General features: G+C 35.8%; 11 protein-coding genes. 4 read left to right on the forward strand and 7 right to left on the reverse strand.

Annotation, left to right across the window (positions count from 1 at the left end; genetic code table 11):
• Nucleotide 1: 1 nt before the first annotated feature.
• Nucleotides 2-1657, forward strand: a complete 1656-nt coding sequence (locus IPJ83_02825; GenBank protein MBK7879482.1) for a hypothetical protein — start codon at nucleotides 2-4, stop codon at nucleotides 1655-1657.
• 2 nt (nucleotides 1658-1659) lie between these two features.
• Nucleotides 1660-2415 (forward strand): SH3-like domain-containing protein, encoded by a 756-nt coding sequence (locus tag IPJ83_02830; GenBank protein MBK7879483.1) that lies wholly within the window; start codon nucleotides 1660-1662, stop codon nucleotides 2413-2415.
• A 15-nt stretch (nucleotides 2416-2430) separates the two neighbouring features.
• Here IPJ83_02830 and ccsA read toward each other — a convergent pair whose 3' ends face one another.
• Nucleotides 2431-5559 carry a cytochrome c biogenesis protein CcsA gene (gene ccsA / locus IPJ83_02835; protein MBK7879484.1) on the reverse strand — a complete coding sequence of 1043 codons (3129 nt, stop codon included), beginning with the start codon at nucleotides 5557-5559 and terminating at the stop codon, nucleotides 2431-2433.
• 170 nt (nucleotides 5560-5729) lie between these two features.
• Nucleotides 5730-7409 carry a caspase family protein gene (locus tag IPJ83_02840; GenBank protein ID MBK7879485.1) on the reverse strand — a complete coding sequence of 560 codons (1680 nt, stop codon included), beginning with the start codon at nucleotides 7407-7409 and terminating at the stop codon, nucleotides 5730-5732.
• A 196-nt stretch (nucleotides 7410-7605) separates the two neighbouring features.
• On the opposite strand from IPJ83_02840, the gene IPJ83_02845 reads away from it, so the two are divergent.
• Together IPJ83_02845 and IPJ83_02850 are read left to right on the forward strand one after the other, a co-directional pair.
• Nucleotides 7606-8112, forward strand: coding sequence for a DUF4920 domain-containing protein (locus IPJ83_02845; protein ID MBK7879486.1), 507 nt, complete (start codon nucleotides 7606-7608; stop codon nucleotides 8110-8112).
• Between the two features lie 27 nt (nucleotides 8113-8139).
• Entirely contained in the window at nucleotides 8140-9213 is a 1074-nt protein-coding gene (locus IPJ83_02850; protein MBK7879487.1) for a class I fructose-bisphosphate aldolase, read from the forward strand.
• Between the two features lie 7 nt (nucleotides 9214-9220).
• Here the strand turns inward: IPJ83_02850 and IPJ83_02855 are convergent, their stop codons facing one another.
• The 5 genes from IPJ83_02855 to IPJ83_02875 all read right to left on the reverse strand — a co-directional run bounded on the left by IPJ83_02855 (nucleotide 9221) and on the right by IPJ83_02875 (nucleotide 20402).
• Entirely contained in the window at nucleotides 9221-11050 is a 1830-nt protein-coding gene (locus IPJ83_02855) for a tetratricopeptide repeat protein (protein MBK7879488.1), read from the reverse strand.
• A 117-nt stretch (nucleotides 11051-11167) separates the two neighbouring features.
• The gene (locus IPJ83_02860; GenBank protein ID MBK7879489.1) at nucleotides 11168-12757 is read right to left on the reverse strand and encodes a T9SS type A sorting domain-containing protein; all 1590 of its coding nucleotides are present in this window, start codon (nucleotides 12755-12757) and stop codon (nucleotides 11168-11170) included.
• A 63-nt stretch (nucleotides 12758-12820) separates the two neighbouring features.
• Nucleotides 12821-14761, reverse strand: a complete 1941-nt coding sequence (locus tag IPJ83_02865) for a T9SS type A sorting domain-containing protein (GenBank protein MBK7879490.1) — start codon at nucleotides 14759-14761, stop codon at nucleotides 12821-12823.
• A gap of 153 nt (nucleotides 14762-14914) precedes the next feature.
• Nucleotides 14915-16045: an efflux RND transporter periplasmic adaptor subunit gene (locus IPJ83_02870; protein MBK7879491.1), complete on the reverse strand. Its 1131-nt coding sequence runs from the start codon at nucleotides 16043-16045 to the stop codon at nucleotides 14915-14917.
• 1 nt (nucleotide 16046) lies between these two features.
• A complete protein-coding gene (locus IPJ83_02875) occupies nucleotides 16047-20402 on the reverse strand; it encodes a CusA/CzcA family heavy metal efflux RND transporter (protein ID MBK7879492.1) in 4356 nt (1451 codons plus the stop codon).
• Between the last annotated feature and the right edge of the window lie 28 nt (nucleotides 20403-20430).

Raw genomic sequence — 20430 nt, forward strand, 5'->3', positions numbered from 1 at the left:
TTTGCATAAGTCAATTTTGGCGTTTGGTTTTCTTTTAGTGCTGTTCGGAACTGCATTGACGGCCCAGTCAAAATATAAAATTATAGAAGGAGTAATATCCTACAAGAATGCCAGCAATATTTATATTAAATTTTACTCCACTCAGGAATTGAATATTGGAGATACTTTATACCTAAGTGAAGACAATACTAATACACCCATGTTTATCATTCAACATAAATCATCCATATCTTGTGTATGTAGTCAAATCGGAACTTTTAAAATATCAACAGGATTAAAAGTTTATGCCAAACTATTGATTAAAGAACAGGTTATTATTGAACAGATCACCCCATTAAAAAAGGACAGTAATGAGATTCAGACACTTGAGATCATTACAAATGCTCAGGATTCCATCCAATTATACAAACAGAACGAAAAGAAATCTACAAGAAAGGAGTTAATCAACGGTCGATTTTCATTTTCGACAAATGGTGATCTGGATAATCCTGAACATGCAAGATTTACCCGGATAAGGATCTCCAATTCACTTAACCTCAGTAATATTAATTCTTCTAAATTTTCCTTTCAAAGTTATTTGACTTACAGGCATCGTTATGGAATTGATCAGGAGGCCGTTGGTTTTTTTGATGACTTTAAAGTGTATACTCTGGCAGCAGGATATGAGATAAATTCCAAAAGTAATATTTGGTTGGGGCGAAAAATAAATTCAAATATTGCGAACATGGGTGCTCTTGATGGAATTCAATATGAACACTCTATTGGTAAATTTGTTGCAGGTGTTCTGGCAGGGACAAGACCGGATGTTTTTAATTATGGATTTAATGGTAAATTGGCTCAGGCAGGTGTATACCTAGTTCAAAATACCGAGTCCAAAAATGGTTTGATGCAGACATCTCTTGCATTTGTTGAGCAACACTACAACGGAAACGTCGATAGGCGATTCACCTATTTTCAACACAGCAATAACATTGTCAAGAATTTGAATTTTTTTCTTTCTGTAGAAATGGATTTATACCAACGTATTCAGGAAAGCAGTAAGCAAACATTTAGATTGACGAGTTTCTATTCCAATCTGAGATATAGAATTAATCGCCGTATATCCATTCAGGCATCCTATGATAATCGTAGAAACGTAATTTATTATGAATCTTTTAGAAATATTATTGACCAATTGTTAGCACAAGAGACCAGACAAGGATTGAGATTTCAGATTAATTATGCGCCGATAAAATTTGTTTCCATCAATGGCAGTACTTTTTTAAGATTTCAAGGAGTCAATGCAAAGCCTACAACCAATCACATGCTTAATTTAAATTTTGCAAATATTCCTGGTACAAGAATTTCTGCATCACTTTCTGCAAATTATTTAGAAACTGAATATATTAAGGGTACAACATTTAGTGGACGTGCATACCGGGATTTTTTTAAATCAAAATTTACCGTTGAACTTAATTTTCGTCAAAGCAATTATACCTATGGTAATTCCGAACAGAGAATTCAACAAGATATTGCTGGTCTCAGTTTAAGTTACCAGATAAGTAGATTATCCTCAATTTTGTTAAATTTTGAATCCGGGTTCGGAGATGGCTCTGAGTATAACCGTTATTTTGCAACTTATTTACAAAGATTTAAAAACAAGAAAAAAACTAATTAAAAATGAAATCCACTCTATACTTCATTGTACTTACATTTATTACCTTCTTAGCTTGTGATTCAAAACCGAAAGTTATAGTTGCTGATGAAAAAACAGAAACTTCAACGTTGTCAAACACAGATCAAAGTTCAGAAGCATTTTCAAGTACCACTTCTGATGTACATCAGGTAGTAATTGGTGAGATTTTAAATACAGAAAGATATACCTATGCTGAAGTTACGGAGAATCAGGAAAAATTCTGGATTGCTGTACCTAAGCAAGAGCTTGTAAAGGGTCATACCTACTATTACCGGGGAGGTCTTAAAAAGACTAATTTTCAAAGTCAGGAATTCAATCGTGTTTTTGATGTGGTATACTTGGTATCCAATATAATTGATTCAAAGGAGCATCCCGGGGGGAATTTGGGGGATGGAAGGCAAGCAGAAACTGCCCCTTCATCAGAGGGAAACACTAAGCCTGTAGCTGGTAGCATTAAGCTTTCTGAACTGATGAAGAATAAATCAAAATATGCAGGTAAAACAATATTAATTAGTGGTCAATGTGTAAAGGCAAATTATCAAATAATGGGTAAGAATTGGTTTCACATCCAGGATGGAAGCGAAGTTGCAGGAAAGAAATCAGATTTAACGGTTACGACTTCGGATGCCATACAAATGGGTGAGCAGGCCGCTTTTGAAGGTAAAATCGTTTTGAACAAAGATTTCGGAGCGGGTTATAAATATGAAATCATCATGGAAGATGCGTTATTGAAAAAATAATTTGAAAGGACTGGATCAAATCATAAAACCATTTTTAAATTTTCTTTTGTAATTTACATAGGCAAGTAAGCTGAGTAATCCAAGAGCGATTGAAGTATAATAAACGACTGGTGGAATTGGGACAGGATCCCCTGCTGCATAAGAGTGCAATCCCGATAGATAATAATTAACTCCATAGTAGGTCATGATTACTGTAGCAAATCCGAATAGACTTGCAAAATTATAAGCAAACATGCTTTGCAAAGTTGGAATAAATCGCATATGCAAAATAAAAGCGTAAACTAAAATTGTTACCAGTGCCCAGGTTTCCTTTGCATCCCATCCCCAATAACGTCCCCATGATTCATTAGCCCACACCCCTCCCAAATAGGTTCCGATACTTACCATGATAAGTCCTCCGGTGATGGTAATCTCACTGACTATAGTTAATTCCTGTATGGATCTTTTTATCACATGAGAGTTGGAAGAATTTGCTAAAGTCATCAACAATAAATTCAACATCCCTATTACAGCACCCAACATCAAAAAGCCATAGCTTCCGGCTTCCATGGAAACGTGGATGGTTAACCAATAGGATTTTAAAACCGGAACTAATGGCGTAATTTCAGGATCAAGCCAACTCATACTCGCCACTAATAATATAGTTGCTGCAAGTATGCATGTTGCAGTAAGTCCACCAATAGACTTTCTGGAAAAAATTAGACCTGCCAAAAGTGTAGTCCAGGCAATGTAAATCATGGATTCATACCCATTGCTCCATGGCGCATGACCTGAAACATACCAACGCATACCTAAGCCCGAAGTATGAAAAACAAAAGCAATTAATAATATATAGAAGGCAATTTTTGTTATGCTGCTACTTTTGACTTTCTGATTGAATACACTAAAGATAAAAAGTACAAGTAAAATTAATCCCATAAAACCATAAACTTTTAGCAGGACCGAAAACACTTTAAGTTTATTTAACCATAATTCCGTTTTAATTTGTGCATCAGAAGGCATGATGGATGCTGAAACAGATTTTTGAAAGTCTGTAAGCTTATTTAGTAATTCATCAGGTTTTGACCAATCCCTGGATTCAAATGATTCAGTCAAGGCGATCGCATATTCTTTAAAAAAGTCCTTTACAAAGTCGGCAGAGACATTATTGTTATTTTCGGTATCCGCAGGGGAAGCCCAGGTGTTTTTCGGATCATTGATCACCGGTAATATTTTCAACAGTCTGGCAGAGAAAACCATATTGGCAATATTTACTTTCTCATCCAGTTTGATGACAGCTTTTTCCAAAGTGCCATGGTCTTTAGGGTTCATGGCTTGAGCAGACCGAACAAATTCTTTTAATTTGTAGGATCCTTCGTCATTGAAAAAACTTCTATAGCTAGTCAGACCTTCTTGCACTCCTAATGTCATCAAAACTTCCGGATGATTGCCGGTTTGGATTATAGGGACCCTTTCCCAGCTTTCCGGAGAAAGGATCATGGATATAAAAATTTCTTCAGCACTGTGGTCAAAGAGTTGTTCTTTTTTTGAAAGCTTTCGCAACACCTCATTTGCCAATGTATTGAATGGTTTAAATCTCCCCTCAAAATCCTGCACAACAATTTTACCTAATTTTTCAGCATGGTCTTTACTGACTACAAATATGGGTTGAGTGGATTCCGGATTAGCCTTTAGTTCTGCATGTATTGGGAAAGTCAAAAAAATTGAAATAATTATAAATGTTTTCTGCATCTCTAATTCTTTGAGTTTGCTCATTAGATATGCAAATCTGGTTTTTGGAAGAAAGAAAATTAATAGAAGCCCAAGGGTTAATAATATATAACCAATATATGAAATCCAAGTACCCCACATATCATGATTAACACTTAGATAAGTACCTAATTCATCCTGGTCGAAAGAGGATTGGAAAAAGCGGTAACCTTTATAATCCAAAACATGGTTCATATAAATGCGTTGATTTCTTTGGTAATTATCTGCAGGATCGTTTAATGTTACCTCGCTGGCATAAGATGATGGATTATCTGTTCCAGGATACCTGTCCAGTATGAAATCGTTTAATTTAATGGAGAACGGAACTTTAATTATTTTGGATCCATAGGAAATACCCAATTTGAAATCTTCAGTTTCGATAAATTTGGCTTCACCTTCCTCACCTTTTCTTCCCAATAAATTTAGAGTATGTGGTATGTTATTGACAGAAACATTTAATTGGAGAGCAACCATACTCTCATTTTTTACTTTTGGATCTTTAGATTCTGTAATTAGTTTAGCTGAAGGTGCAAATTCACCAATTACAAAATTGGAAGAACCTAATGAATATAAAGATCTTGTTTTTAATGGCCAATAGTTGATGTCAGGATAAAGCGTGTCCAACTTTTGAGTAGCCATGACCATCTGAGTAATAGGTTGGTCAGTTTTAAAAAGAAGAGAATCATTTCTAAATATGATATTGACATATCCCGGAATTTCTTCTTTGCTGAAATTAATTCTTGTTCCACCAAGGTTCAGTTTATCACCTTGCTTCACGTGATATTCTTCCCTACCTCTGGCTCCTCCAACAACTACTTTGAGGATGGTTGTACCATCTGGATCTTCAACCATTTGTTCTACCGGATTGGGTATAAAATTTAAAAGTTCGGTTTCAATAAGTTTATCTCCTATCTGATAACTTTTCTTAAAACTATTCTTTCCCAAACTGGCAAAAAGAACAGGTTCCTCAAAAGAATAGGATTTACCATTCATTATGAGTTTAAAATTCAGGTAAGTCTCGGCAGAAATAAATTCATTGGAGGATTTATTTTCTCTGATGTGCATCATGCCTTCGTAGCCAAAATATCTGGTTACACCGGCACCAATTATAATCAGTATGATAGCAGAGTGAAAAATTAAGGAAGCCCATTTTTTTTGAGGAATTAGTCTGAACCTATGGATATTTACTAAAATGCAAATTCCAAATAAAATGAGGAGCAACTCAAACCAATAAGATTTAAAGATCACTTTTTGAGCGGCACTGGTCCCGAAATCATTTTCTATAAAAGTAGCGGCACCTATAGCAAATGCAAAAAGTAACATGTAGACTGCTGCAGCTTTTGTGGAAAATAGAAAGTCTTGAACTTTTGAAAAAAAATAAATAATGTTAGACATGACGTATGCAAATCTTTAAGGTGCAAAGTTAGTTCATTCTGATGAAACAAACGGCTTACTGTCCCAAAAGAAAAGACATTTATGGAAGTAAAAACTAAATCAATTTTTGCAATCGAGAAATTTACTATAAAAGAGATATATCAATTGATCCAGAGTCAAAAGAGTAAATATCAGTTTACTTCTCTGATAAACCCGACCGGCATTTTTTCATCATAATCACCTGCAATCATTGGTGTTTGTGCAAGCCCTGTATATTCTCTTACCTTGGTATAGACCCAATCGAAAAGCTCCTTAACGGTAATTGTCTTATTTTTATTCAGGTCTGCTTCACCTTTCAATCCACGAATTAAAAAATGAGAAAAAATTCCTTGTCTTAAACCGCCATCTTCCAATGAAAATTCCTTGCTTTTGGAAGACATCATGAAGGCAGTACCTCCAGAGGATTTATCCAGTTCATCATAAAAATAAATCAAAGAAGAGGCAAAGGCACTTTTTGCAGCCAGGAGACTGCCTGAATGACATGCATCAGCATAACAAATTTTGTGTTTTGCTTTTGATTTATTAAACATGTCTTTGACTTCATCATGACCAAGTGCATTTTCAAACCCATCGTAATCAATCGGAATAAAAGTTCCTTCCAGCCCATGACCTGAATAGTATAACATGATCACATCATTTTCATCTGCTTTCATATAGACTTCATTCATGGCTTTAAGAATATTGTTACGAGTTGCATCTTCATCAATTAATATTCTGACTTGTTCGTCAGGTAAAGCACCACCTTCAGGGCTTTTTAAAAAAGCAAAAATTCGGTATGCATCGTCATCGGCAAACTTAAGTGCAGGCATGTGTTCATAACGTGCAATACCGACCACTACAGCCCAAATTTTTACTGCATCATCCTTATCTACTTTTACTTTATTGTCAAAAACGAATTCTTTTTTACTGTGCAATTGTTTTGTTGCTTCACCATGATTCCAAATTGCGCCATAAATCAAGCCTGATTTGAAATACATCACGCCTTCACCATGAGGGGCATGAGCGTCCCATTCCCCTTCATATCTATCCCCATTGGCATATTGACAGATGCCTTTGCCTTTTGGTTCTCCATTAACAAATTCTCCTATATATTTTGAACCATCTGCATAATCAAGACTTCCTTTCCCAGATTTACAAAAGGATTTATTGCAATTGGGAATCAAATCCTTGTCTTTAATTTTTTCTTTTATTGGTTGTTCTTTAGATTCTGGTTTTTGAGCAAAATCTTCTGCCAGTACGGATATAGCTTTATCGAATTGCCATTGTCCGGACACGGTTTTATTTTTTCCATCAAAGAATTCTCCATAGCCATGACGTTTATTATTTTTCCATTCACCTTTGTAAGTAGATCCATCAGAATAAAAATAGCTACCCTGACCTTCAAACTTACCTTTGAGAAATTCTCCTTCATAGCGCTCACCTGAATGGAGATAATAAGATCCCTTGCCTCCGGGAAGTTCATTTTGCCATTGGCCCACATAGCGATCACCGTTTTTATATTCCATGGTTCCGTATCCCTGGATTTTGTCCATAACAAATGCGCCTACATATTGATCCCCATTATTAAAGATGAATTTCCCTTCTCCATGTCTGGTGCCGGATTTCCAGGTACCGAGGTATTTACTTCCATTAGCAAAATAAAAGATCCCCCTTCCCTGAATTTTTCCATTTACGAATTCTCCTGTATACCTTGATTTGTCAGTCATTATCATGGTGCCAAAACCATTGGTGCAATTACCTTTTACACAAGACTGCGCATCCACTAAAGAAATATGTACCATGAAAATTGTGAAAGCGATAAATAATTTCATTTTTTTTGTTTTCAATTTTGGAATGGTAAAGATATATGGATAGACAACAAGATTTAAGGATTTGATAGTTATATTACAATTAATCTTAATATAAGCAATTTTGAGGAACGTGTAAAATGTTACTCATATCCTAACAAATCAAAGGGGTCATTTATTATATGATCTTCTGGATTATATTTGCGGGATAATTTATTTTATGAAATATTTAAGTTTTGTATGTTTATTAGGTTTGCTTGTTTCCTGTAAAAATGAGCCCAAAATGTCCGCCCCGACATCAGAGACCCAATCCACTCATTCTCTAGGAGTTTATGGGGATACCATCAATACTGAAGGAGCTTTAAGTGTTGCAGATGCTATGGAAGCACTGAAGACCAATGATTCTGTAATGTGTGCGATCAGCGGTTATGTAACTGGTGTATGTCAGGCAAAGGGTTGCTGGATGGTGTTGAGTTCAAACCCTCAAGACAGTACCGGCTTTTTTGTTAAATTTAGAGATTATGGTTTTTTTGTCCCTCTTGATCTCGCCGGCAGCAAGGTAGTGATCAAGGGAAAGGCATTTAAAGAGGTCACCTCCATTGAAGAGCTTCAACACTATGCTGAAGACGAAGGTAAATCAAAAGAGGAAATCGCGTTGATCACTCAGCCTCAGGAAGAAATTAAGTTTTTGGCCGATGGTGTAGTCGTAGTTGAGGGTAAAAAATAATTGGTAATTTAATTACAAGTAATTCAAATGGCGAACCAGAAAATAGTTGATTGTCTAGGAGATAGAGCTTCCTATTACCTTGACCACCAATGTAAAACTATAAATAAAAGTCATCTCCACCTACCTTCTCCAGATAACATTGAAAAGGTTTGGATGGACAGTAACCGAAACATACCTACCCTAAGAAATTTACAGAGCATTTTTTTAACCGGTAGACTGTCTAACACTGGGTACGTATCCATTTTGCCGGTTGATCAGGGAATAGAGCACAGCGCCGGTGCTTCATTTGCACCTAATCCAATATACTTTGATCCTGAAAACATAGTAAAACTTGCTATTGAAGGGGGTTGTAATGCTGTTGCGTCAACTTATGGAGTTTTGGCGGCAGTATCCCGCAGATATGCGCACAGGATTCCATTCATTGTTAAGGTGAATCATAATGAATTATTGACTTACCCTAATAAATTCGATCAGATACTTTTTGGGACTATCAAGGATGCTTACAATATGGGTGCCGCCGCCGTTGGGGCAACAATTTATTTTGGTTCTAACGAAAGTGGGCGTCAAATTGTAGAAATTGCAGAAGCTTTCGAGCAGGCTCATTCTTTAGGTATGGCAACCGTGTTATGGTGTTATATCAGAAACAGTGGATTCAAAAAAGATGGAGTGGATTATCACACTTCAGCCGATCTTACCGGTCAAGCCAATCATCTTGGTGTGACCATTCAAGCAGACATCATTAAGCAAAAGTTACCAACTCTCAATAAGGGTTATGAAGCACTTAATATGGGAGGGTCTTCTTATGGTAAGTTAAATACCAAAATGTATACTGAATTAAGTAGTGACCACCCCATTGATTTATGCCGATATCAGGTAGCCAATTGTTATATGGGTCGAGCAGGTCTAATCAATTCAGGTGGTGAATCTAAAGGAGCTACGGATCTTGCAGAGGCAGTTACCACAGCCGTTATTAACAAGCGAGCTGGGGGAATGGGTTTAATTTCAGGTAGAAAGGCATTCCAAAAATCCATGGATGACGGGATTGCTCTTTTGCAAGCCATACAGGATGTGTATCTTGATTCCGAGGTTACAGTTGCATAAGCTAAATTTATTTTAACCCCAAGTTCGACTTGAAGCCTGGGTCCAAGACTTCACCAAGTTCCTGAGCTTTCAAAGCAATCGGGATTGCTTCCTCTTTTTTACCATCCGCATGAAGCGCCATGGCTTTTAGAACCCAATAATTTGCATTTAAAGAATCGTAGGAGATCGCCTTACTAAAATCTTCAGTGGCTTCGGTAAATCTTTTCAATTGATAATAAGTCATACCCCTTCCATAGTAAATGTCAGGACTGACGGGTAAAATTCTCAGGTAGTTAGTATAATCTGAAATTGACTTTTCATATTTTCCAAGAGTAGCGTGAAGGATGCCTAAATTTTTATAAGTTTCAGCAAAATTCGAATCCAGCCTAATTGCATGCCCGAAGTCTGATTCTGCTTTTTCCATCTCGCGCATCCTTGTAAAAATAATGCCACGGTTTACGTATGCTTTAATCTGTGTAGTATCCACGGAAATTGCATTGTTATAGCTGATCAATGCCTGAGGATCATTTTTTTCTTCTTTAAAAAAGTAGGTTCCCAGATTATAATGCGCAATAGTACAAAAGGGATATTTTTTACTGACATCTGTCCACAAGGACCTATCTGTTTTCCAGACTTTTGTTCTTGAATAGGATATACCTGAAAAGGCAATCAAAATAAAAACTGCACACGCTGAAACTAACGGTTTTACCCATAGTAAAGTACCATATTTTTTTATAAGTTGATCAATAATTATGGCAATAGAAAAGTACAATCCCAGATAAGGAATATAAGTATAGCGTTCTGAATAAAGTGCATTTCCAACTGTAACGAATTGCAATACCAGGGCAATGTTAAAAAAGAAAAACAGGAACCCAAATAAAGTAATTCGTCCTATTGCTGAGCTTCTGTACAATAAATAAAATAAAGGAATCAAACCAAACGGCGCGATCCTATAAATCCAAGGAAAATTTCCATCTGTCCTAAATGGAAATGGGTGTAATGCGGAAAGATGAATTGGAAAAAATAGATTGATCAAATAGCTAAAAAGTGCATAGCTCGATAACATAATTCTCTCCAACAAATTGTAATCCTCAAAATTGCCCACTGCAGAACCCTGTGCTTTTATGGTAATAAGTCCTAAAACGACAGAACCAACGAAGAATGGAATTTTTTCTAAAACTGAAGCGATATTGAATTTTCTTTCTCTATAGAAATCAATGACCATTAAACTTAGTGGAAAAGTCACTGCAGCTGGTTTTGAAAGTAACGAGAGAACAAACAGGATTAAACATAAAAGATAAAATATCCATTTATGCCAATTTTGTCTATCCAGGTAAATTAAATAGACAACAAGACCAAGAAGATAAAAAAATCCAAATAACACATCTTTGAACTGTGAAATCCATGCAACCGATTCTACATGCATAGGGTGAATCCCAAAGAGCAAGGCCACTGTTGAGGCGATCCAAATATTTCTTCTGCTGAGCAGAAAAGCAAATATAAATGCAAGAGATACATTTAATAAGTGTATCAAAAGATTTGTGTTATGGTAAAGTGCCGGATTAAGATTAGCGGTTTTATATTCCAGTAAAAAACCTATCATAGTAAGTGGATGATAGTTTCCTACAAAGTAGTTTGTATCAAAATAAAAGGGAATCGCCTCAGATAAAGGTTTTTTAAGCGTTTCGTTTCTAACGATATACTCCGCATCATCCCATACAAATTTATTGTTTATTACTGGGCTTAAAACTACTGCAGTAATAACGACAACTGCAATAAGGGTCAGGCTAAATTTGAATTTATTGGCTGATTTAGATTTTAGAGGGTCCTCCTGTTTGTTTATTTTATCTTTTTTCATTTCCGGATTAATGAGGTACTTGAAAATTTATGATCAAGTTGTATCAAATTTTAGAAATCTAAGATAAACAGTAATGAGTAATTGAGGCATATATATTTGAAAAGGGAAAATTTATGCTTAATCAATCACCATTAATTTTTTAGATAATTGTTTTCCATCCACACTAAGCACAACAAAATAAGTACCGGATTTTAGATTAAGAGATTGAGTATCGATTTTTTCCAGATATTTTCCGCTAGAGCGAATTTCATTATTTATAATTGAGCTCAACTTATTTCCCTGAAAATCCGAGATCCATAAGCTAACCAAACTCTTTTTCCTCAGTTTGAATGAAAAGCCTGAAGATTGGGATAAGGGGTTAGGATAAGGAACTTCAATAGAAGGTGACAATGGCGAGGAAGTTTCCTGAATAGAAGTCGCAATAATTTCAGGTTTTACCAAAGCTGTCCAAACCGATAGTTCGTTACCAGAAAGTCTGGTCCAGATTGGTCTGACAATATTATTATGCGCACTAATTCCGTTATAATCTCCAAAGAAAAAATTGGCTGAAGGAAAAAATGCAGATTCAGAAATCTTGAAATTTATAAATGTTTCGCCACCATCTTTAGATAAAGCCATATAGACATCTGTATTTTCATTTCTGTGATTCCTTCTATCATAAAATACAAACCAAAGCCAACCGGTAGTTTGATCAATAGTTACATTGGTAAAAAACTGATGAGCATTACTGTTATCGTTGTTGACTTTATTGGGAAGGGACCAAGTTTTTCCACCATCCTTACTTTTTGATAGCCAAATGTCTGTATTGTTTTCTCCATTGCGCTGATCAGACCAGTTGACATATATGGTCCCATGATGAGGTCCATGACTAAGATCACAAACGGTAAATGGCAATCCGTTTGCTCTATAAATTCCGGGGATACTGTAATCCCATCCGCCTGGTTGTTCACTGATAAAAATATCTTCGTTTAACCAGGTCTCACCCTTGTCCAAAGAGCGGTCGAACCAGATTTTATTTTGGTTTGACCAGGCAACATAAATTTGTCCTTCAGGACCTACACATGGAACAGCACCTTCCGCAGTATTATCGCTGTCCACACAATCACCTGATAGTTTATTTATTCTTTTAGCAACAGACCAGGTTTCTCCTCCGTCATCACTTTTTGAAAATAAGATGTTAGAACTATCCTTAGCGTTGTTGGAACCATATTTGTCAAATTGTGTCCAACATATATAAAGAGCATTTGTTTTTTTGTCTACAGTGATCCAATGTTTGTCTTGAGCCTTATTTCCATTAAGCCCGGTAAAACTTCCCTGGGACCAAGTTTTTCCACCATCTAAACTCTTTTGTGTGATGATTCTATCAATCCAATTCCCTGGTGCAGGTGGATTTGATAAATGTAAAAAATAAAATGCTCCGGCTGTGTCTGCTGCCAATACAGGATCCCCCCAAATACCCCATGGACAACTTAATGAAACCTGATTCCAACTTGCCCCGGCATCCTTTGAATAATAAACATTATCAATATTGGCAGCTGCAACCATTTGATCAGTATTATTGGGATTTATACAAATGGATGGTTCGTTTGGTGCATTTCGATCCCCTATAAAAACATTGGTATGTTGTGCATAAACCTTATTAAAGGAAATTATGCCAAGTATTCCAATGGCAACAAGTGGCAAGTAAAATTTATTCTTTGAATTCAATTGGTTTAATTTGTTATTCTAAAAAAAGATTTATTCTATTTTCAAGTAAAAAAATTTTGCACACTAATTTTTTACAATGATTTCAATAAGCTGAACATTTTCTCCAAGTAATTTGAAATAGTAAATTCCGGAAGTCCAAAATTTTGTATTTATTTCGGTCAAAGGATTATTTATTTTCTCTTTTAATATTACTTCTCCCATTACATTTAAAATTTCAAAATGTATTGGTTTTTGAATTAATCGTTCATCTAATTTTATGAAAACAACATCAGAAGTTGGGTTAGGACTAATTTGGCAACTAATTTTCTCCATAACATCAACTGTACCTGTGCTCACCTGTTTGATGAAATTGTTTGCAGAAATGATTGAAAGATACGGGTCAAATTGTATACTGTCCACTTCAAAAGGAAGCAGGATGTCAAATATTTCACCATTAAAGTTGTGCTCCAACCGTATCAGGGAATCTTTGCCTTGGCCAAAGACCTTAAGAGGAAGTGGCATTTCAAAAAAATCATTACTCGGATGCGATGTTGTTTGATCAATCTTAAAGTGAATACCCGATCTTGTTTTGTTCCATAAAATCTGATAAGAAGGAAAGCCTTCCCGATAAAACCAGTCTCCAAAAAATTCATCCAAATCTATTCCAGAACTATTTTCAAAAAAAGTTTGCAGATGGTTAGTCAGGGCATATCCGTAGGCATGATCAGAATCTTTGAGATAATTTCTAAGTGCATTAAAAAAAGCCTCATCCCCTATTTTCCAACGTATCATGTGAAGCACCATAGCACCTTTGGCATAGGATAGCCTTCCATTGAAAATTCTTCCGACGTTGGTAACATCATTTACCCAGACAGAGCCACCCGGCTGACTGACCACAGCATTAATTCGTTGGCTTAAAAATCTGGACCACCATTCCGGTCTGAGAAATTGGTAGCATAAACCGCTGGCATAAGTAGAGAAACCTTCATGAAGCCAAATGTCCTCCCAGTTTCCGCAGGTTACCTTATCCCCAAACCACTGATGTGCCAATTCATGTGCTAATAATTCATAGGAAAATCCACTTACGAAACTCATGGTTTGGTGTTCCATTCCACCACCCCAACCAAATTGAGCATGCCCATACTTTTCATCTGCAAATGGATATTCGCCAAAAAGCTTATTGTATAGTTGAATCACTTCATGTAATTCTTTGGTCTGTGATTTAGCCTCATCCAGATTTTCAGGAAAGACATAATTAAGAATGTTTAATGTTCTTCCACTTTCCAATCTTACCTGCTCGTTGTACTGAGCATAATTGGTTACAGCTATTGCCACTAAATATGCAGGAATAGGGTATCTGTGTTTCCATTTGCAAATAATTTCCGAGCCATTAATTTCTTCACTGACAAGTAGTCCATTGGATGCTGTCCGAAAATTGCTGGGAGAAGATACCCATATATCGGTTGAATCTATTTTGTCATTTAAATCCTGTTTACAAGGCCACCAGCTTTTAGCTCCATAAGGTTCTGAAAGCGTCCAAATTATGGGGATGTCTGCATGCGTACTTTGAACAAAAGAACCAAATCCAGTTGAGACCGGGGCGCCTTCATATACCACAGAAATACTGTCTAAGGCACCCTTAGAAATTTTTGAAGGTAGAAAAATTTTAAGTACGTCGTTGCCTGGCTTTGAACTACTGACGCTGGCTCCATGATAGTTTACTTCTTTGATTTGCATATTATCAGCTAAATCAAAATGTATAATATCCAGTTCATCTTCCAGAGCAAGGAAATAAGAGGTAACAGTTCCTTTGATGTAGCTTACAGAGGGATCAACTGACAATTCAAGTCGTTGGTATTTAAGGTCAAAATTTTGAGTCAGAGGATTTGGGTGGAAATTCTGGATACTTTTTGGCTGACTTTCTGTGTCCGGAAAGCTTTGAATAAAATCCTTACAATGAAAAACTTCCTGACCAGATAGAGATAAGGTACAGATTAAAAGTAGTCCCAATTTAATTAACTTCATAGTTTTTGCCTTATAAACGTCAAAAAGTCCAAAATAGCTCCATTTTAGCCTAAATTTCTAAAAAATTCAGCAATGTTTATTGGATTTGTTTTAACCTTTATTATTTAATGCCTAATTATATCAAATTAAAAATAGATGATTATCTGATAAACCTTACTCATCCAATTTATTTTCCATTTTCATAAGTAAAGTATAAGCACCTTTCAATACAATATTTTTTTTGTTAAATAGTTCATGATTCATTATTTCGACCATCCCATTTTCCTGGGCACCTATCACTGCTTCTAAACGTTGATATTGATTTTTACCAAGCTTAACAAAAAGATAATTTTTACTTTCAAATGTGACAACTGCATCCTCTGAAATAATGTAGGCAGGTTTTGCAGTGGTTTCAAGGTCAGCATTCATGTACATGCCATGCATCAATGATTTATCCTTGGTTTGAAAATTGCAAAGAATTGAACTGGCGCCATCCGATGTGATATCTTTATTTATGAGTAAAATATTACCAAAATATTTTTTCTCAGGATTAAAATTGTTGTACGCAATAATTTGTTGTCCAATTGAAATTTTATTCATATCTTTTTCAAATACCTTTAATACCAAATGGTAGTCTGAAGGATTAATGAGTTCAAAAATGATGTCTGTAGGATTCACATATGTTCCAATATTCATGTTTACTTTAGAGACATAACCGTTGATTGGAGAAATGATGGCTATGCTTTTCGAGATGTTATTTTCCGTAAGACTAGCAGGATTTACGTGAATCAGTTTTAATTTTTCAATCAATGCATTCAAGGCTACTTTTAGTTGTTCAAATTCCATTTGGGTTTGTTCAAAAATCTTATCACTTGTGGCTTTACTTTGATTAAGATCTTTTTGACGTTTAAATTCAGATTCTGCATATTTTAATTTTAATTTAGTATTTAAGAATTCCTGCTGCAAATGAATATACTGCTGGTCTTCCATAGTAGCAATTCTCTCACCTTTGGAGACCCGCATTCCTGGCATTAATTTTGAGTGACTCAAAAATCCACCCAATGGCATACCAACAGAAATTAAATTTTGTGGAGGAACCTGGATGTGGCCGTTTAATTTAATTACGGATGAGATATTTTTAGATTCCAACGTTCCAAATTCAATCTGAATAGATTCACTTTGTGCTTCAGTTAAATCTATTATGTCTAATTCATTTTCAATAATTTCTTGTTTTGGGGTGTTTGTTTCTTTAGTTCCACAAGTCGTGAACAATAGTAATATGATAATTGAGATTATATTTTTCATTTTAATAATTTGTTGAATTTAAGTAATTGATTTCGATAATGCTATCATTTAATTCTTTTACAGCATTCAGATAATCATTTTGTACAGTAATGGTTTGATTCATAATCATCACCCATTCCAAATAATTGATGTCCCCTTTTTTAAGTTGCGTATCGATGGTCTGGACAAGAATATTTGCGTTTTGGAGAGCATAGTTTTCAAAGTATTCCACAGAAGCAAGTAAATTTTGATAATTTAACATTGAATTTATTATACTGTTTTGAAGCCTTTGTATTTGTTCCTCTTTAGATAAATCGGCTTCTTTTTCAATATAATGAGAAGCATTAATCCTGGCCTTCTGCGCTTTAAAGGATATGGGGATCCCAATTCCAATCATGACAGAATTAAACCTTTTGGATGAATTGTATAAAACATTGTCGGCTCCGGTACCTCTCATGCTCATGTTTGAGTATCCAAGACTCATTATGGGCAACAATTTAGATTTTTCCAACTGTGTCATTTGATGAGCAAGTAAGATCTGTTGTTCTGCTGCATGGACAATTGGGTGTTGATTGTTTATTATTTTCGACTGAATAGGTGGAGGTTCAAATTTGATGGTTTTGAATTCAGGTTCAAAATCAAATGAAATATTTAATAAATTTTTTAGATTATTTTTGATGACAACCAGATTTTGTTGAACATTCGTTTTCTGAAGACGTATATTACCTAGCATTAAATCATAGGTTGTTTTTTCCATTATATTGCTTTCACCTTTATCGTATCGGAGTGTAGCTTGTTGCACAAGAACAGAGAAGATGCTATCTGATTTATTCAGAATATTTTCTTTTTCAATAAGTATTATTAAATTGGAAAAATTTTGCATTACTATTTTTTTGATGTCAGCCTGCTTAAGATTCATAAATGAAAGTTGAATCTGATATTCTTGTTCATACACCTTTCTTTGTCTTTTATATACAATAGGAAGGCTGACCGATTGATTGATTCCAAATGCAAAATCTGTATAGACACTGTTAATTTGACCAATATCAGAGGAAATGTTGGTAAATGGAATGTCAAAAGCAGATTTGATTATTTCCCGTTTATGTTCTGCATTGGCTTTTATTGTCTTTAAGCTTAAATTGTGCTTAAGAGCCTGGTCCACAGCTTCCTCCATAGTGAATGATTTTTGTGCGTGAGTGTTTATGGTGGAGCTTAGGATAATTATTAGAATTGTTGTAATGGAATGTTTCACTGATTTCATTTTTATATTTTTTTCAAAAATTACATAAAGAACCGGAAGGACAAAAAGCGTTAGGAGAGTAGCTACAATCAAACCTCCTATAACTACGGTAGCAAGTGGACGTTGTACTTCGGCTCCAGCACCATCGCTTAAGGCCATGGGTAGAAAACCTAACGAAGCCACCATTGCGGTCATTAACACCGGCCGAAGACGTACCTTGGAGCCCATAAGTACAATTCGGTGAAGATCTTTTAAGCCTGATTCTTTTTGTCTGTTGAATTCTGCAATAAGTACAATCCCATTAAGTACTGCTACGCCAAATAGTGCTATAAATCCGACTCCGGCACTGATGCTAAATGGCATACCTCTTATTGAGAGAAACAAAATTCCTCCAATTGCAGAGAGCGGAATAGCAGTATAAATTAGTAAGCTGTGTCGGATGGAGTTGAAAGCAAAGAACAGTAAAATGAAGATCAAAATAAGGGAAACAGGAACTGCAACACTTAGTCTTTTTTTAGCCGCAATCAAATTTTCGAACGCACCCCCATAAGTGACATAATATCCTGCAGGAAACTTTATATTCTCCTCTACTTTTAATGTTAATTCGTCAACGATACTTTGAATGTCGCGGCCTTCAATGTTAAACCCTACCACTATTCTGCGTTTGGCATCTTCTCTCTGAATTTGGTTAGGCCCATTTTTGATTTCCACTTTGGCAAGGAGATATAGTGGAATATTTTGTCCGTCGGGTGTAGGAATAAGAAGATTTTTAACATCGTCAAGCTTTTTTCTTTGATCAAGATTTAGTCGTACTATTAGTTCAAATCTTTTTTCTCCTTCATAAATTTGTCCAGCCGAGTACCCTGCGAAAGCAGTATTGATTACATTATTTATATCTTTGATACTAAGTTTGTATTGAGCAACCACATCCCTTTCAAAATTAATAATGATTTGTGGTATTCCTGAGATGGGTTCAATGTATAAATTCTGGCTACCTTCCACCTGATTTACGAGAGCGCCAAGTTTTTCTGCATACGATGCAAGTGTGTCCAGATCTTCACCAAATATTTTGCATACCACATCTTGTCTTGCTCCTGTCATGAGTTCGTTAAATCTCATTTGTACAGGATATTGAAAACTTGCTGTAATTCCTGGTACATTTTGTAAAGAGAGAGACATTTTTTCTGCCAATTCATCAAATGTCTTGGCAGAGGTCCATTTTTTTTTATCTTTCAGTATGACCATCATGTCACTTGCTTCCATTGGCATAGGATCGGTGGGTACTTCACCGCTTCCAATCTTAGTTACCACTTTTTCTACTTCAGGAAAATCTGTGATTAGAATATGAGCAGCTTTTTGAGTGTGTTCGATGGTGGTTTTGAGGTTGCTCCCTGTAAGCACTCTCGTATCCACAGCAAAATCCCCTTCTTCCAATGCTGGAATAAATTCTCCACCTAACATTGTAAGTCGAATAATTGCCAATGTAAATAATGTAAATGCTAGGAGTAGGACAGTTTTTGGGAACTCTAAAATTTTAGTCAGTGAATTTTGATATAATTTTTCAATGCGAAACATTATCCTATCTGAAATATTGGGTTCATGTCTTAATTTTTTACTTAATACTATGGCACTCATCATTGGAATGTAAGTTAGAGAAAGAAGAAATGCGCCTACAAGTGCAAAGGCAACAGTCTGTGCCATTGGTTTAAACATTTTTCCTTCAATACCCTGCAGTGTAAATATTGGAAGATAAACGATTAAAATTATAATCTGTCCGAATACGGCACTGTTCATCATTTTTGAGGCAGATGATTTTACATTATTATCCATTTCTGACTGTGTGAGTCTGTTAATATGGACAAAACTTTTACTGTGGGTTAATTGGTGCATGACTGCTTCTACGATGATTACTGCTCCATCTACAATTAGACCAAAATCCAAAGCACCAAGACTCATCAGATTCCCGCTGACCCCGAAAGTATTCATCAATATTATGGCGAATAACATTGCCAATGGAATGACCGATGCTACAAGAATACCTGCGCGAAAATTCCCAAGAAATAAGACAAGAATGAAGACAACGATTAAAGCTCCTTCCAATAGATTTTTCTCAACAGTGCTAATTGCGTTATTCACCATTTTAGTACGATCAAGAAACGGTTCGATGACAACTCCTTCAGGTAAAGTTTTTTGGATTTGGGAAATCCTTTCCTTAACATTTTTAATAACTTCGCTACTGTTGGCTCCTTTTAGCATCATCACGATGGCTCCGGAAACCTCACCCTGGTCATTTAGACACATGGCACCATAACGAGTCGCAAAGCCAATATTGATGTCAGCAACATCCCTTAAAAAAATTGGGGTGCCCAATTCAGAAGTTTTTACCAGGATGCCTTGAATATCTTCTTTGCTGTTAAGTATGCCTTCACTCCGTATATATAGAACTGATGGTCCTTTCTCAATGTATGCACCGCCAGTATTCTGATTATTTTCTTCGAGGGCAGTAAAAACGTCATGGAGCGTTATATGGAATGCCTGCAACTTATCAGGGTGTACAGAAATTTCATATTGTTTTAATTTACCACCAAAGCTACTTACTTCTGCAACCCCTTTAACACCTAGCAATTGTCGTCTGACAATCCAGTCCTGAATTGTTCTTAACTCCGTTGCATCGTATTTTGTTTCAAATCCTTTTTCAGGTCTTACTACGTATTGATATATTTCTCCCAATCCTGTGCTGATGGGACCTAATTCAGGAGTTCCAATACCCTGTGGAATTTGAGTCTGTACTTGTTGCAGACGTTCTGCTACCTGTTGACGGGCCCAGTATATATCGGTGGCGTCGTCGAATACTACAGTTACCAGAGACAATCCAAACCGTGAAAAGCTTCTGATTTCTTTAAGTCCATTTATATTGCTGTTTGCTTGTTCGATTGGGTAAGTTACCAGTCGTTCAATATCCGTTGCTCCAAATGAAGGTGCAATAGTGATTACCTGCACTTGATTATCGGTTATATCCGGCACTGCATCAATTGGTAATTGTGTTGCTTGATATGAACCATAGACTATAAGCATTATGGTGAATAATCCAATCAAGAGTTTATTTTTTATTGAGAATTCAATGATATGGTTGAGCATGCACTATTTTTTAAAGGTCAATAATTTC

This window comes from Candidatus Vicinibacter proximus (assembly GCA_016713905.1).
Classification (GTDB): Bacteria; Bacteroidota; Bacteroidia; order Chitinophagales; family Saprospiraceae; genus Vicinibacter; species Vicinibacter proximus.